Genomic DNA, 14,193 nt, shown 5'->3' on the forward strand with positions numbered 1-14,193 from the left:
GGTGTGGTGAACCTGTGCCTGGGCTATGAGTGGGCGGCGGGGGGTGCGTTCGGGGGCGCGGGCGGGAGTGCGGGCGGGCGTGCGGGCGCCTGAGCGGGCGCCTGAGCGGGTGCGGCCGGGAGCACGTCCGATGCCGCCGCCCCAACCGACGCGGCCGACCCAACCGCCGCCGCCGACGGCAGTGTCACCGTGAAGACGGTCCGTCCCGGCACGCTGTCCACCCCGACCGTGCCGCCGTGCGCGGCGACCACCGCCCGCACGATGGCGAGGCCGAGCCCCGTGCTCCCGGCGGTCCGCGAACGCGAGGCGTCGCCGCGCGCGAAGCGCTCGAAGACGTGCGGCAGCAACTCGGCCGGAATGCCGGGGCCGTCGTCCTGCACCGCCAGCCGCACCGGACCGCCCCGGCCGGCCGCCACCACCCGCGCGGTCACCGTGGTGCCCTCCGGCGTATGGGTACGGGCGTTGGCCAGCAGATTCACCAGGACCTGGTGCAGCCGCTCGCCGTCCCCGCACACCAGCGCCGGCTCGTCCGGCAGCTCCAGCCGCCACCGGTGACCGGGCCCCGCCACCCGCGCGTCGCTCACCGCGTCCACCACCAGCGGCGACAGATCGGTGCGCGCGCACGACAGCGGCCGTCCGGAGTCGAGCCGGGCGAGCAGCAGCAGGTCCTCCACCAGCCCCGTCATCCGCTCCGCCTCCGACTCGATCCTCCCCAGCGCATGCCGGGTCTCCGGCCCGGGCTGCTCGCGTCCGCGCCGGGTCAGCTCGGCATAGCCCCGGATCGACGCGAGCGGCGTGCGCAGCTCATGGCTGGCGTCGGCGACGAAGCGCCGCACCCGCATCTCGCTCTCCTGGCGGGCCGAGAGCGCCGAACCGACGTGCCCCAGCATCCGGTTCAGCGCCGCGCCGACCTGCCCCACCTCCGTCCGCCCGTCCGACTCGGACGCCGGCACCCGCACATGCAGCGCCACCTCACCGCGGTGCAGCGGGAGTTCGGAGACCCGGGTGGCGGTGGCGGCGACCCTGCGCAGCGGCCGCAGCGCGATGCCGACCATGGCGGATCCGGCGATCCCGGCCGCGATCAGCCCGGCGAGCGTCACACACCCCTCGATGAGGGCGAGCCTGCCGACCGTGCCCTGGACGTAGCGCAGCGGCAGGCCGAGCACCAGCGTGCCCCTCTTGCCGGACTGCACCCGGTAGTCACCGAGGCCGGGCACCTCGGTGGTGTGCGGCCTGCCGTCGCGCGGCACCGCGCTGAGCGCGGCGACCTGGTCCTCGTCCAGCGACGCCAGCCGGTCCTCGGGCAGCCGCCGGGTCGGGTTGCTCAGCTTCGCCCCCTCCGGGACGGTGCCGGGCCCGATCCGGGCTCCCACGGTCCCCAGCGGCTGGCCTCCCATGGCCACGAAGTCGAGGCCGCTGTCCGGGTTGCGCATCGGGTCGTGCGGCCGCGGGTCCTCCGCCCGCCGCACGGAATCCTTGACCTGCCCGTCCAGCTGCCCCTGCAAGTAGGAGTGCAGGGCGATGGTCGTCACCGTCCCGATGACGGCTCCCACCGCGGCGATCATGACCACCGCCGACACGACCAGCCGGGTCCGAAGCGACCAGCGACGGCGCGACGCGGCGGGGGGCGGGGGTGCGGGGGGCGTCGGGGGCTTGTCGGGGGCGGGGCGGTCGGCCGGGGCGGGATTCTCGAGGCGCTCGGCCGGGGCGGCGTGGCTGGCCGGGGCGGGACGGTCGGCCGGGGTCGGCCGCCGGGTCGCTCCGCTACTCACCGGGCTTGATCAGATAGCCCGCACCCCGGCGGGTGTGAATCATCGGCGCCCGCCCCACGTCGATCTTCCGCCGCAGATACGAGATGTAGAGCTCCACGACGTTGGCCTGGCCGCCGAAGTCGTAGCTCCAGACCCGGTCGAGGATCTGCGTCTTGCTCAGCACCCGCCGCGGATTGCGCATCAGATAGCGCAGCAGCTCGAACTCGGTGGCCGTCAGGCGGATCTCCTGGCCGCCCCGCCACACCTCGTGGCTGTCCTCGTCGAGCACCAGATCGCCCACCGTCAGCCGCGACTCGCTCCGTGCGGCGGCCGCACCCGCCCGGCGCAGCAGCCCGCGCAGCCGGGCCACGACCTCTTCCAGGCTGAACGGCTTGGTGACATAGTCGTCGCCGCCCGCCGTCAGCCCGGCGATCCGGTCCTCGACCGCGTCCTTGGCGGTCAGGAACAGCACCGGCACGTCCGGCAGTTCGCGCCGCAGCCGGCCGAGCACCGTCAGCCCGTTCATGTCGGGCAGCATCACATCGAGCAGGACCGCGTCCGGCCGCCAACTACGGGCGCAGCGCAGCGCGCCGGCGCCGTCCCCCTCCGCGCGGATGTCCCAGCCCTCGTAGCGCAGCGCGAGCGACAGCAGATCGGCCAGCGAGGATTCGTCGTCCACGACCAGGACCCGTACGGGACTGCCGTCGGCCCGCAGCAGCTCCGGCTGCTTCGTGGGCGCCCCCCTGGAGGACGAGGCCGAAGCCGACGTACGGAACGACGCTGAGGACGACGAAGTCACGGTCATGTCGGTGAGCTTGAGAGGCCGCCGTGAGAGCTTCCTTGCGCCTTTCTGTGAATTTCCTGAGAATCCCCCGTGCTCCGCTTCCCCCTCCTCCCCCGGGGGCCCGCCCCCGCCCCACCCCACTCCGCTCGCCCCGCCTCGGCCGTACGTGTTCCCGACCGGCCTGGGCCGCCCCCCGCGCGGTCCAGGCCGATCACCACCTGAACAGCATCGCACCAGCCACTGACAATCGGCCTGACCAGCAGGTTCGCCCCCGCCGGGCGGCCGAGCCGCCCAACTGGGCCCCGTCCGGGCGCCCTACGCCGAGTGCCGCGTACCGTCACCCCATGAGGCTCCTCGCCCTCTCCGGCAGTCTGCGGGCACGCTCCTCCAACGGCGCGGTGCTGCGCTCCGCCCTCGCCCTCTGGGACGGCCCGACCGGCCTCGCGGACATCGGCGCGCTCCCGCACTTCAATCCCGATCTGGACGGCGAGGGCGACACCCCGCCCGCGCCCGTCGCCGCCCTGCGCGCCGAGGTCGCCGCCGCCGACGCCCTGCTCCTCGTCAGCCCCGAGTACGCGCACGGCGTCCCCGGTGTCCTCAAGAACGCACTCGACTGGCTGGTCAGCAGCGGTGAATGCGTCGCCAAGCCGGTCGCGGTGATCACCGCCTCCCCGTTCCCCACCGGCGGCGACCACGCCAACGCCCAACTCCGCGAGACCCTGCGCATGATGACCGGCACGGTCGTGACGGCGGCCTGCCGCGAGATCCCCGCCATCGGCCCCAAGGTCGACCCCGCCACCGCCCGCCTGGCGGACGAGGACACCCTCGCCGACCTGGGCAGCGCCCTGACGCATCTGGCCGCGGCCGCCACCACCCCGGCGCCCTGACACCCTGGCCCCTGACGCACGGACACCGTCCCGGAAGCCGCCGAACGCCCCGGAGCCCGGTCAGCGCCCCCGCACCCCGCCGCCTCCCACCGGCCCCCTCCGCCCCGCCCGGCTCACACCCCGAACAACCGCGCCGCGTTCCCGTAGCAGACCCCGCGCAGCCACTCCTCGCCCAGCTCCAGCCGGGTCAGCGCCTCCAGCGCATGCGCGTACCCGTAGGGGATGTTGGGGAAGTCGCTGCCGAACAGCACCCGCTCACCGAGGTCCCTGAGCCGGCCGCGCTCCTCCCGCGGGAACGGCGCGGTCCGCTCGGAGAAGTCGGTGAAGGCCATCGTCGTATCGAGGTGCACTCCGGGATAGCGCTGTACGAGGTCCAGGAAGTCGGTGTACTCCGGCATCCCCATGTGGGCGATGATCAACCGCAGCCGGGGATGGCGCGCCAGCAGCCGTGCGATCGGCTCGGGCCCGGTGTGCTTGCCGGGCGCCGGTCCCGAGCCGCAGTGGACCACCACCGGCACCCCGGCCTCCGCCAGCGCACCCCACACCGGTGTGAGCCGCGCCTCGGCCGGGTCGTACCCGCCCACCTGCACATGCGCCTTGAAGATCCGCGCCCCGCCCGCGAGTTCGGCCTCCACATAGCGGCCGGCGCCCTCCTCCGGGAAGAACGTGGCGGTCCGCAGGCAGTCGGGCGTCCGGGCGGCGAAATCGGCCGCCCAGCCGTTGAGCCACTGCGCCATCCCCGGCTTGTGCGGATAGATCATCGAGGTGAACGCCCGCACCCCGAAGCCCCGCAGCACCGCCAGCCGCTCGTCCTCCTCGAACCGGTAGGCGATCGGCCAGGCCCTGCCCACCAGCGGCCCGGCGGCGTCGAAGTACGCCCAGACCTTCGCCATCACCCGCTCGGGCATGAAGTGCGTATGCACGTCGATCAGCCCCGGCAGCCCCAACTCCCGCCAGAACGCGCCGACCCGCTCATCCCCGTCCGCCACGCCGGGCCCTTCCCCTTACGGTCACGCCCCTACGGGCTCGCCCGCCACGGCTCCCCGCAGCCACTCGCCCACCCGGACCCGCTCCCTCACACCAGCCAGCCGCCTGCACCAGCTACCTGCACACAGCATCTAACGCCCCCGCCCTCCCCGGGGACACCCCCCCTCCCTCCCGGCTCAGAACAACCCCTCCTGCCCACCGTCCTCCCGCTCCCCCGCCCCCTTCGCCGCGGCCCGCCCCTTGGCCACCACCGGCACCGTCGTCACCCGGCCCCCGGCCGCCCCCAGCACCCACCCCGACAACACCCGCGCATCCATCACCGCAATCAACCCACCGGCCGCACCGGACCTTCCGCCCCCGTCAGCCCCACCAGCCCTACCGGACCTTCTGGCCCCATCAGCCCCACCAACCCCCTCCCTCTCAAGCCCCTCAAGCTCCCCCGCCCCGCACTCCCCCGCCAGCCGCAGATACACATCCGACCCCACCCCGGCCAGCACCTCCCCCACCACTTCCGCCCCTGCCGTCATCCCGCCCAACTCCGCCACCTCACCCGGGATCCGGTCCAGCCCGAACAGCTCCGAATGGTCCGTGCACGCGAACTCCACCGGCTCCAGCGTCTCCGGCCAGAGCGCCGGCTCCCGCGCCCTGCCGTGCAGTTGGGCCAGCTCGGCCACCCGGTCCGCCACCGGTGGCAGTGCCCCGCGCGCCGCCCGCTTCGCCGCCTTCGGGAACCGGTCGGGCACCCCCAGCGCGCTCCCCAGCACCGCCTCCGCCCGCCGCGCCGCCATCAGCGGCCCCCGCCCCAGCCAGGCGTACGCCACCGCGCCCTGCTCCACCAGCCGGGCCGCTCCCCGTTCGGCAGCCGTGATCCCCACCTTCAGCAGGCCCGGCCCGAAGTACGCGAGATAGACGCCGTACGGACGCGGGTCGTCGGCCATGGTGTCCGCCGCCACCGAACGCGACCGGTCCAGCTGGGCGCAGCGCGCGCACTGGTCCCTGGCGCTCGCGCCGTCGAGCACCGCGCGATACGGGCACACGATCCAACGGCCGGCCCGCCACACGCCCAGACAGCGCCGCTCCCCCACCGCCGCGAACGCCAGCGTCTTGCCCGCGGGGAGCAGGCTCGTCCGCGTCTCCGCGCGCTCGGCGCAGTACCAGCCGAGCCGCTGACCGAACCGCCCCGCCGGCTCCGGCCCGCCGCCCGACCAGCGCGGTCCCGTACATCGCCACACCTCGCCAGCGTACGACCACCCACTGACAACCCCGCCGCGCTCACCCCCCGCTCACACCGCGCTCATTCGTCGCCTGCGCCCGGCCCGCCCTCGCTCCCCGGCCCCCGGAAGGTGCTCCGATAGGCCCGCGGCGAGACCCCCACCGCCGCCTGCAGATGCTGCCGCAGCGAGGCCGCCGTGCCGAAGCCGGACTCGGCCGCGATCCGGTCCACGGCCAGCTCGGTCTCCTCCAGCAACTGCCGTGCCCGCTCGACGCGTTGCCGGGTCAGCCACTGGAGCGGCGAGATCCCGACCTCCTCCCGGAAGCGCCGGGTGAAGGTCCGTACGCTCATCGACTCCCGCGCCGCCAGTTCCCGCAGGCTCAGCGGCCGGTCCAGGTGCTCCAGCGCCCAGGCCCGCGCCGCACCCGTGGAGGACAGCTGCGGCTCCGGCACCGGCCGCCGGATGTACTGCGCCTGGCCGCCCTCCCGGTGCGGCGGCACGACCGTCCGCCGCGCCACGTCGTTGGCCACCGCCGCCCCGTGATCGCACCGGACCATGTGCAGGCACAGATCGGTCCCGGAGGCGACCCCGGCCGCCGTCAGCACCTCGCCGGAGTCCGTGTACAGCACGTCGGCGTCCAGCTCGACGGAGGGGAACAGCCGGCGGAAGTCGTCCACCGACCGCCAGTGCGTGGTCGCCCGCCGCCCGTCCAGCAGCCCGGCCGCGGCCAGCACGAACGCCCCCGTGCAGATCGACGCGACCCGCGTCCCGGGCCGGATCCGGCCCAGCGCACCGGCCAGCTCCGCACTCAGCCGCCCGGCCCCGCATCCCTCGCTCCCGTCGTAGTCCGCCCCGGACGCCGGGACGACCACGGTGTCGGCCGTCGCCAGCGCCTCCGGCCCATGGGCGACCCGGACCGTGAAATCCGTGTCCGTCAGCACCTCCCCGGGCCGCAGCGCGCACGTCACCAGCTCGTAGAGCGGCTCCCCGTCCGCCGACCGGGCCTCCCCGAAGATCCGGTGGACGATCCCCACCTCCATGGGCAGCATCCCGTCCCGCACCAGCACCACCACCCGGTGCCGCCGCCCACCGCTCTCCCGCACACCGTCCGCACCCTCACCCATGGCCCGATCCTGACACACAATGGCCATCGGGCCACTCGTTCGCCTCCCCGCACCCCCGGAGAGTGGAGGACATGAAGGTCCTCTGGCTGTTCGCCCACCCCGACCGGCGCTCACTGAGCGGCTCCCTCATGACCGAGGGCCTGCGCACCCTCGACGCGCACGGCCACCGGCACCGCATCTCCGACCTGTACGCCATGAAGTGGAACCCGGTGGTCGACGCCGCCGACTACGCCCACGACCCGGCCGACCGCCTCCTGGTCGGCGAGGCCTCCGAACGCGCCTACCACCGCGGCCACTTGTCCCCCGACATCCGCGCCGAGCAGGAAAAACTCACCTGGGCCGACACCGTGATCGTCCAGTTCCCCCTCTGGTGGTACGGCATGCCCGCCCTCCTCAAGGGCTGGTTCGACCGCGTCTTCGTCAAGGGCTTCGCCTTCGGCCTCACCGACCCTGCCACCGGCCGCCCCCGCCGCTACGGCGACGGCAAACTCACCGGCAAGCGCGCCATGGTCATCACCACCGCCGGCGCCCGCGCCGCCACCCTCGGCCCCCGCGGCGTCAACGGAGACCTCAACGACCTCCTCTTCCCCCTCCAGCACGGCACCCTCTGGTACACCGGGATCTCCGTCGTCCCGCCCCTCCTCATCCCCAGCGCGGACCGCACCACCCCCACCACCTACACCACCGCCGCCACCCGCCTGCGCGACCGCCTCCTCACCCTCCCCACCACGCCCCCACTCCCCTTCCGCCACCAGAACGGCCCCGACTACGACGCCGACCTCCTCCTCCACCCCACCCCGAACCAGCCCGAAGGCCCGGCCGCCCACTACACAGCCCCGCCCCCACCGGCCCACCCCTGAACCACACGCACAAAAGCCGCAGGCCCAGTGGAAATGAATCCACTGGGCCTGCGGCTATCAGTAGCGGGGACAGGATTTGAACCTGCGACCTCTGGGTTATGAGCCCAGCGAGCTACCGAGCTGCTCCACCCCGCGTCGGTAACCCAAACCCTACGCGACTCCCACCCCAACACCTAATCGCTCCCCTCACCCCACCCCCAGGGCCACCCAACTCACGCACTCCACAGGCAGTATGTCCACATATACGCCACTCTGCGCCACGGCGAGGGATACGATCACAGCGATCCACAGAGACCCAAGATCCGGAAGATCATTCCTCTGAATCCGGAGCAGAAGCCGCCCTCGGCCGCTACCGTTCCCCAGCACCAAGTGCCGACACCAGGGGGCTGGCATGCGCGTACACACTGCGGCAATCTGTGCAGCCTTGCTCATCGGAGCAACAGGGTGCAGCCAAGACTCCCCCGCCCAAAGCACGGAGAAGACACCTCGTCACCCGACGATCGCCAATTACGTCGGCAGAACCAAAGGCGACGTCGACACCGCCCTGGGCCCAAAGATGACCTTGAGGGCGTACCAGGACGCAACAACGAAGGCAGATCGCAGCGGTGCCGCGTACGACTCATGGACCGTCTGCAAGCAACACGCTCACGGAACCGACCCCATCGTGTTCACAGTGGCGGCCACTCATGCGGACTGTGAACTACCAGCGGCTTCCCAGCCTCCGACGAGGCACGAGTCCTCGTCGCCCGTCGGCATCCCCACATCTGACGGGGCAGCCTCAACGACCGACAAAGACAACCGCTTTGCCCGTGCCGTGAAGATCCGCGCACCGGAACTACAGCCAGTCGACCCCGACGATCTGGGTGTGCAGGGACACTTGTGTGCACCGAGCTGGACGCCGGCGAAAGCCCGAAAGACGTACTGCAGAGCACCCGAGCCGCCTTCCCCGGAGAGAAGGGTCTCGCGATCGTCACCGAGGCGCCTCCCGTCTACTGCCCCTCCCATAGCGGCACCGTGAAGACAGAGCTGAAGTGACTGCAAGCGGCCTGAAGCCCGAGGACGATCAGGCGGCCATACAACGTGACGCTCCGGGACACCTCTGAACGGCGTCGGCCGCCCCGCCCCGCCATGCCACTGATACCGCATCAATGGGAAAGCCCTGTGAGCATCCCCTGCCTCGCAGGCAGTCCATCAACCGGCTCATGGGCGCCCTGCGCCTTCCTGGGCGTCGTTGTCAGTGGTGGGCTCTACCGTGGTGGCACGGCAATTGGCAGGTCAGGGAAAGCTGAGGGGGAGACGGCATGCCCGAGTGGGCTCTCGCGATACTCGTGCCGGTCGGTCTGCTGGCTGTGGGCCTGGGGCTGTTCTGGGTATGGGCGCGCCTGGGAACGAAGGAGCCGTTGAAACACGACAACCAGATGCCGGAGACGCATTTTCGACAGGGTGGTGGCCTCGGCGGCGGCTGACCGGCGACGTCCGCTCACCGAGATCTGGCACAGCCCCCGTACGGCGGAAGCAACACGGCCACGATCGGCGCACCCGCACAAGCGCTGATCCAGCCGTAGGAGCACGCACATGGATGATCACGGCGACGACTTCGGTAGGTGACTGGAAGAGCAGCACCCCGAGGCTGTGCAGCGGACCGAAGAAGAGTGGGAGCAGATCGCCCGGTATGCGCGCCGCGCGGCGAACAAGATCGGCCCCGCTCTACCGCTCTGCCTTCCGGGTGAGCCAGGTGAACATGGCCCACGCGGGACGGGCCTGCGGTGTGTGCACAGAGCTCCGACCGGGCCATGACGCTGCAACCGGTCGGGGCTCTTCTTTCAGAGCCGCGGCGCCTCCACCCGGGGGGGGACGACAGTGACGGCACCGGGAAGGATCCTGATCCACTCCCGTTCGGCGGGCCCGGACGTTGCCGTCAGCCACGCCGTCACGCACATACACCAAGGGCCCCGTCGATTCCTCAACGGGGCCCTTGGCCTGCTGTGCGCTCGGCAGGATTCGAACCTGCAACCTTCTGATCCGTAGGCGGGTGCTGCGGCCATATCAACCATCAGAGGCATGCCCGCGTAGAGCATCCGCTCCAGCGATCAGGGCAGGTGCGTTCAGCGTTGTGTGCCCACGTTGATGTCAACCACTGATGTCAGCTGCTACCCAGGGCGTCGCACTTGATCCAGGCGAAGCCTGACTCAAGGGCGTGCCGGTCAGCCCAACTTCCCCCTCCAGCACTCTCGGCTGCCCAGGGGCTATCGCGACCAGATCCATGGCGCCCCCGATCCGAACCCGGTAGCGTGCCCGCCATGAATAGATCGCATGTTCGGTTCTTCTGTGGACATCAAACTCGGCTGAGGGTTTATTTTTGAGCACAGGATGCTGCATTGCGGTACAGTCTGGCGTCATGAGCGAAGAGCAGGATGCGCTGGACTGCCTGAGGGAAGCAGGAGTTCTGGCGGGCATCGGGTGGGCGGCCAAGTCTGCGTACGCGCGGACGATGCAGGACTACGACCCCGAGGCGGGTCACGGCCCGGGGTGGGTCGGCTACACGGCACACGACTTCCTGAAGGACAGGCAAGACCGCGTCTTCTCGTGCGGTCGGTACACCGTGAGTTCGCCGACTGAGGCATCGGCCGGCATGGATGTGGTCGCACAGGGCCTCCTGCCTGGCGAATACGACGCCATGCCGCGCATCGAACCCGGCCTGGTCACGCGCTTCAACCTAAACTCCTCGCCCGGCTGGCGCTTCGCCAACTGGCGCTGGCTACAGACGTCGTTCACCTTCGGCCACGTTGACGAAATCCCGTGGCCGCAGAAGAGCCCGACGAAGCAGCGGGTTGCTGCCCAGCCCGACCCCGACCCGCAGCCAACACTGTTCGACGCCGACCCCGATTTCGCAGAATTTGTGTCGGATCTGGTCGAAGCAGAAGAAGACGCCGAGAACCTCGTCACACTGGTTCTTGCTCACGCCGTGCAAAAGGAAATCAACGTGCGAGAGCTCTTCTTGGGACGCTCTCGTTTGAACCCGGGGGGCGGCATGGCGTGGTACTGGAAGCATGATCTACTTGACTACATCCCGGAGATCGTTGATCGAAAGCCGCAGCCAATCGTTCCCGCCCCCCGCCAAGGGTCTGACGCTGTGGCTGACGCCACCGTCCGCCTTCGTCGACAGAAACGCGAAGGCGACAGCAAATAATGAAACGAGCGGACGTTCATGGAATCTACTCGCCCCACCGAAGTACGGGCCGGTGACGCCTCTCGCCTATTCGATGGAAGTCGACTAACTCTTGCCAGGCAACTCGCGGGGCTCAGAAAGAACGCCTTGGCGACGAAAATTGGCAAGAGCCCGACGGCCATCGCAGCCTATGAAAGCAACACCAAACGACCTGCGGCCCCCACCGTGGCACAACTGTGCCTGACTCTCGGAGTGGAACCCGGATTTTTCCTCCCAGGTGTTCGCCGCGAAGTGTCACGAGAGGTGTTTCCCCACTTCAGATCTCTACGTTCAACCTCCCAGTTGATCCGAGATCAAGCCTTGGCTTATGGGCTAGTAGCGGGCGATGTGGGCATCGCCCTGGAGCGTCACGTGGAGTATCCGGAACCCAATATTCCAAGACTCAGCGTGGACGTCGAGGATGAAAACAGCGATCTCCCGGAGCAGGCCGCGCGCCTGCTCCGGGAGCATTGGCAGTTGCCCCACGGGCCAGTAGGGCATCTAGTCAGAATCGCGGAAAACAACGGAATAGTAGTCGTCTACAGCCCTGTACAGACTTCTGCGGTTGACGCTTACTCATTTGAAGATATTCATCGCCCCACCGTGGTGTTGAACCCAGCGAAACATGATTACTTCCGCCAGCGTTTCGATGTAGCACACGAAATCGGCCACCTAATCATGCACGTCGATGTCGAGCCAGGCGGCCGAGTCGTAGAGTCACATGCACATCGTTTCGCGGCAGAATTCCTCATGCCCGCCGACGAAATTCGCGATCTATTGCCTTCTCGGGCAGATTGGCGAACTCTCGGCAGCTTGAAGGAAGAATGGAACGTCAGCCTTCAGTCGCTTCTGTATCGCGCACGCACTCTAGGTGTCATGTCTGATGTGACCTACAAGAACGCGATGGCTTACCTTTCAGCAAAAGGCTGGAGGCGACGCGAGCCCGGTCCGGTACCAGCCCTGGAGCAACCGTCACTTTTCGCGAAATCCGTCGAAATTCTAGAGAGTGTCGGAGTTAGCGAAAAGGACCTGGCCCATGAGGCACGTGTGCCGCTAGAACTCTTTCGAGCAATTACGGCACGCCATCCGCAATGGGGCGATGCAGAGAAATCCGCAGAAGATGATTCTCTTCCAGCTGGCGTAGTGTCCCTATTTGCTTCCTGACCCACTAGGCGCACATTCGCAATCCCTCAGTTGAGGGGGGTGCAATTTAACTCGCACCCCCCTCCCGGTCGTGCTTAGTCAGGGCGATGGAGTCTCCGCGGTAAGCAATTGACGGCCGTCGTGGGCTCGCACCCGCGGTCCCTGACTTTCGAGCGCGTCGAGCACCCGCACCGCGTACGCCTCCACCATGTGCGTCTCGACTTCTTCACGGGTGAACCAGCGCACGTCAATGGACTCGTCCGACGTGTGCTCTTCACCGCCGACCGGCCGGCAACGGAAGACCAGGGCGACGACGCCGCGGTTCATGTTCTTGTAGACGCCCGTCAGCCGCTCAGTCTCGACCTTGATGCCGGTCTCTTCCAGGACCTCTCGGCAGGCGCCTTCCTCAGGGCGTTCGTCCAGTTCGAGGACGCCGCCAGGGGCTTCCCAGGCGCCATTGTCAGCACGCTTGATCACGAGAACGCGGCCGTCCTCACGGACCACCACTCCGGCCACCGAAACCGAGTGAAGCGACATTGACCGGCCCTCCCGGTTAGCGTTACTCATGTACAGGAGCATAGGAGGACTGAAGGACATGGGCACAGCAGCCTCTAGAGACTCAGGTCAGCCACGGTACCTACAGATCGCGGAAGACCTGGCTCAGCAGATCAGGTCCGGCGTCCTCCCCGCAGGGGCCAAGGTTCCCAGCGAGTCGGAGCTCATGGTCCGCTACTCCGTGTCCCAGGGCACGGCGCGCAAGGCCGTGGCGGAGCTCCGGCCCACCGGCTTGATCGACACCCACCACGGCAAGGGCTCGTTCGTGAAGAGCCAGCCGCCGGTACGCCGTAAGTCGTCCGACCGCTTTCGGCGGTCCCACCGCAAGGCCGGCAAGGCCGCCTACCTCGCGGAGTCAGAGCAGGCCGGGAAGACCGCGGGCGTGACCGTGCTCTACGTCGGCCCGACGGAAGCGCCAGCCGAGATCGCCGAGCGCCTGGGCGTCCCCGACGGCACGAAGGTGCTGGCCCGTCGCCGTCTGTACTTCAGCAACGGGACGCCGACGGAAGAAGCGACGTCGTACCTTCCCTGGGATATCGCCGAGTCCATCCCCGAGCTGCTCGCGGAGAACCCGGGAGGCGGCGGCATCTACGCGCGCCTCGAGGAGAACGGGCACATGCTGAAGGAGTTCACGGAGACCGTGCGGGCTCGGCTTGCCACGAAGCAGGAGACCAGCGCGCTCAGCCTGAGCCCTGGCTCGCCCGTGATCCATCTGATCAGGAACGCGGAAAGCGAGGAAGGCCGGGTGGTCGAGGTCTGCGACACCGTCATGGCCGCTGACCAGTTCGTTCTCGACTACCGCATCCCCGCTGGAGACTGACGAAGCCTCACCCCCATCCAGCCCGTCGCGAAGAAAGCTCTCGCGGCGGGTTGACTCATGTACAGGAGTTGGGCATTCTCATGGCAGCAACTCCTGCACATGAGTACATGAGTGTAGGAGTTCGGGGCCATCGGTCCCGTGCATTGCCTGCCTGGACACCTTCGCCGGTGCCCAGGTGCACCACCCAGGAGCCCCGCAGCGGACGGGGGGAGGCGGCCCGGCGCCTTGTCATTAACCGGAGGGCTTAGACCGAAAGGTCACGTCTCCATACGCCTGAAACGGGAGCTCGCTCCCGAAGGAGACACCGCATCACCGCCCCGATGGTCGTAGGCAAGGTTCGACTCCCTGCCGGGGCACTTGGTCGGGCGCTACTTGCGGTTCGGCTCGCATGCCTGGCGCGGCGGCACTCCCGGACAAGGACAGCCCGCCGCGCCTGGCTCCCCTATCCCGACGCAGTCAGGAGTTCACCCCCGTGCACGCTGCCACGTTCGCCGCTGTCTTCATTGCCCTGTACGTCGCCCACAGCGTGGGTGACCACTGGGTGCAGACCTCCCACCAGTCCGCGAACAAGGGCCGTCCCGGTTGGGTCGGCCGCTTCGCGGACACCCGGCACGTCGCCACCCTGACGCTCACCAAGCTGGCTGTCCTCATCCCGGCCGCCATGCTGCTGGGGCTGCACCTGTCGGTGCTCGGCCTCGTAGCCGGGCTCGGCATCGACGCCGTCACGCACTGGTGGGCCGACCGCCGCAGCACGCTCGCGTGGGACCCCGGGGAATTGCATCTGATGCACGTTCGGGTGTTGGCCGCTGGCCCTGAACTGCGGGAAGTGTACCGACTGGCTGCCTGACGTCCAGCGAAGC

12 protein-coding genes, 1 tRNA gene and 1 pseudogene are annotated in these 14,193 nt (G+C 69.4%); 7 read left to right on the top strand and 7 right to left on the bottom strand.

The features are described 5' to 3' along the window. Positions 1–23: 23 nt before the first annotated feature. Positions 24–1,565, bottom strand: a complete 1,542-nt coding sequence (locus IEY78_RS31290; RefSeq protein ID WP_189104120.1) for a sensor histidine kinase — start codon at positions 1,563–1,565, stop codon at positions 24–26. Between the two features lie 199 nt (positions 1,566–1,764). After that, positions 1,765–2,466, bottom strand: coding sequence for a response regulator transcription factor (locus tag IEY78_RS31295; protein ID WP_308290166.1), 702 nt, complete (start codon positions 2,464–2,466; stop codon positions 1,765–1,767). 413 nt (positions 2,467–2,879) lie between these two features. Here IEY78_RS31295 and IEY78_RS31300 point away from each other — a divergent pair, with 413 nt between their 5' ends. Continuing rightward, positions 2,880–3,422: an NADPH-dependent FMN reductase gene (locus IEY78_RS31300; RefSeq protein WP_189104096.1), complete on the top strand. Its 543-nt coding sequence runs from the start codon at positions 2,880–2,882 to the stop codon at positions 3,420–3,422. A 113-nt stretch (positions 3,423–3,535) separates the two neighbouring features. Here IEY78_RS31300 and IEY78_RS31305 read toward each other — a convergent pair whose 3' ends face one another. The 3 genes from IEY78_RS31305 to IEY78_RS31315 all read right to left on the bottom strand — a co-directional run bounded on the left by IEY78_RS31305 (position 3,536) and on the right by IEY78_RS31315 (position 6,747). Continuing rightward, positions 3,536–4,411, bottom strand: coding sequence for an amidohydrolase family protein (locus tag IEY78_RS31305; protein ID WP_189104098.1), 876 nt, complete (start codon positions 4,409–4,411; stop codon positions 3,536–3,538). Positions 4,412–4,585: 174 nt separating this feature from the next. Further along, positions 4,586–5,641, bottom strand: coding sequence for a DUF2797 domain-containing protein (locus IEY78_RS31310; RefSeq protein WP_229700288.1), 1,056 nt, complete (start codon positions 5,639–5,641; stop codon positions 4,586–4,588). A gap of 62 nt (positions 5,642–5,703) precedes the next feature. Then, complete coding sequence (locus IEY78_RS31315) at positions 5,704–6,747, bottom strand: GlxA family transcriptional regulator (protein ID WP_229700289.1); 1,044 nt, start codon at positions 6,745–6,747, stop codon at positions 5,704–5,706. Positions 6,748–6,818: 71 nt separating this feature from the next. On the opposite strand from IEY78_RS31315, the gene IEY78_RS31320 reads away from it, so the two are divergent. After that, the gene (locus tag IEY78_RS31320) at positions 6,819–7,607 is read left to right on the top strand and encodes an NAD(P)H-dependent oxidoreductase (RefSeq protein ID WP_189104102.1); all 789 of its coding nucleotides are present in this window, start codon (positions 6,819–6,821) and stop codon (positions 7,605–7,607) included. A 61-nt stretch (positions 7,608–7,668) separates the two neighbouring features. On the opposite strand, the gene IEY78_RS31325 is transcribed toward IEY78_RS31320, so the two are convergent. Next, positions 7,669–7,742, bottom strand: a tRNA-Met gene (locus IEY78_RS31325). A 1,166-nt stretch (positions 7,743–8,908) separates the two neighbouring features. Between IEY78_RS31325 and IEY78_RS31330 the strand changes: the two genes are divergently transcribed. The 3 genes from IEY78_RS31330 to IEY78_RS31340 all read left to right on the top strand — a co-directional run bounded on the left by IEY78_RS31330 (position 8,909) and on the right by IEY78_RS31340 (position 11,979). Then, entirely contained in the window at positions 8,909–9,073 is a 165-nt protein-coding gene (locus IEY78_RS31330) for a hypothetical protein (protein ID WP_189104104.1), read from the top strand. A gap of 932 nt (positions 9,074–10,005) precedes the next feature. Beyond that, positions 10,006–10,797 (top strand): hypothetical protein, encoded by a 792-nt coding sequence (locus tag IEY78_RS31335; protein ID WP_189104106.1) that lies wholly within the window; start codon positions 10,006–10,008, stop codon positions 10,795–10,797. Between the two features lie 18 nt (positions 10,798–10,815). Further along, on the top strand, positions 10,816–11,979 hold the full coding sequence (locus IEY78_RS31340) for a helix-turn-helix domain-containing protein (protein WP_189104108.1): 1,164 nt from the start codon (positions 10,816–10,818) through the stop codon (positions 11,977–11,979). Between the two features lie 78 nt (positions 11,980–12,057). On the opposite strand, the gene IEY78_RS31345 is transcribed toward IEY78_RS31340, so the two are convergent. After that, positions 12,058–12,537: an NUDIX hydrolase gene (locus IEY78_RS31345; protein WP_189104110.1), complete on the bottom strand. Its 480-nt coding sequence runs from the start codon at positions 12,535–12,537 to the stop codon at positions 12,058–12,060. A gap of 16 nt (positions 12,538–12,553) precedes the next feature. Between IEY78_RS31345 and IEY78_RS31350 the strand changes: the two genes are divergently transcribed. Next, positions 12,554–13,333, top strand: a complete 780-nt coding sequence (locus tag IEY78_RS31350) for a GntR family transcriptional regulator (RefSeq protein ID WP_189104112.1) — start codon at positions 12,554–12,556, stop codon at positions 13,331–13,333. A gap of 472 nt (positions 13,334–13,805) precedes the next feature. Continuing rightward, positions 13,806–14,096, top strand: a pseudogene (locus IEY78_RS31355) (transcriptional regulator); the annotation flags it as partial. Positions 14,097–14,193 lie beyond the last annotated feature (97 nt).

Origin of the sequence: Streptomyces kronopolitis (assembly GCF_014646275.1) — a bacterium.
Lineage (GTDB): Bacteria > Actinomycetota > Actinomycetes > Streptomycetales > Streptomycetaceae > Streptomyces > Streptomyces kronopolitis.

Coding starts and splice junctions, on each gene's coding strand:
- IEY78_RS31290 (WP_189104120.1), bottom strand. CDS start 1,565: ATGATCGCCGCGGTGGGAGCCGTCATCGGGACGGTGACGACCATCGCC.
- IEY78_RS31300 (WP_189104096.1), top strand. CDS start 2,880: ATGAGGCTCCTCGCCCTCTCCGGCAGTCTGCGGGCACGCTCCTCCAAC.
- IEY78_RS31315 (WP_229700289.1), bottom strand. CDS start 6,747: ATGGGTGAGGGTGCGGACGGTGTGCGGGAGAGCGGTGGGCGGCGGCAC.
- IEY78_RS31320 (WP_189104102.1), top strand. CDS start 6,819: ATGAAGGTCCTCTGGCTGTTCGCCCACCCCGACCGGCGCTCACTGAGC.
- IEY78_RS31330 (WP_189104104.1), top strand. CDS start 8,909: ATGCCCGAGTGGGCTCTCGCGATACTCGTGCCGGTCGGTCTGCTGGCT.
- IEY78_RS31335 (WP_189104106.1), top strand. CDS start 10,006: ATGAGCGAAGAGCAGGATGCGCTGGACTGCCTGAGGGAAGCAGGAGTT.
- IEY78_RS31340 (WP_189104108.1), top strand. CDS start 10,816: ATGGAATCTACTCGCCCCACCGAAGTACGGGCCGGTGACGCCTCTCGC.
- IEY78_RS31345 (WP_189104110.1), bottom strand. CDS start 12,537: ATGCTCCTGTACATGAGTAACGCTAACCGGGAGGGCCGGTCAATGTCG.
- IEY78_RS31350 (WP_189104112.1), top strand. CDS start 12,554: ATGGGCACAGCAGCCTCTAGAGACTCAGGTCAGCCACGGTACCTACAG.